Genomic DNA, 383 nt, shown 5'->3' with positions numbered 1-383 from the left:
CTGTAGAGCTCGATTCTTCACATACCGGAGGGGGTGCTGTGATGGGTTTGGAAACGGGGATCCGCCGGTACGCCGATGCCTTCGCAGGCTCGCTCCGTGATGCGATCAATGCGCGTGGATTGACTTTGGCGAAGCTGCACGAGCTGCTGCGCGCCCGGGGCAACAGTGTGTCGATGGCGACGCTCAGCTACTGGCGGTCGGGGGCGCGTCGCCCCGAGGGCGCGCAGTCGATGGCGGCACTGGGCGACATCGAGCAGCTCCTGCATCTCGCCCCGGGATCGCTCACCAGCCTGCTGGGCACGACCAACCGCACCGGCCCGCTCGGGCCCAGTCAGTTCCCCCTCGACGAGGAGGAACTCGAACAGGCCGTGAAGGACGCGTAC

At 66.8% G+C, this 383-nt stretch carries 1 pseudogene; it reads left to right on the top strand.

Features of this window, described 5'->3' with window-relative positions:
* Nucleotides 1-41: 41 nt before the first annotated feature.
* Nucleotides 42-383, top strand: a pseudogene (locus tag GVL04_RS24395) (hypothetical protein); the annotation flags it as partial.

It is taken from the genome of Arthrobacter sp. 18067, from assembly GCF_902706295.1.
Taxonomy (GTDB): domain Bacteria; phylum Actinomycetota; class Actinomycetes; order Actinomycetales; family Micrococcaceae; genus Arthrobacter.
The sequence above is the reverse complement of the archived record's forward strand: the minus strand, read 5'-3'. Positions and strand labels throughout refer to the sequence as shown.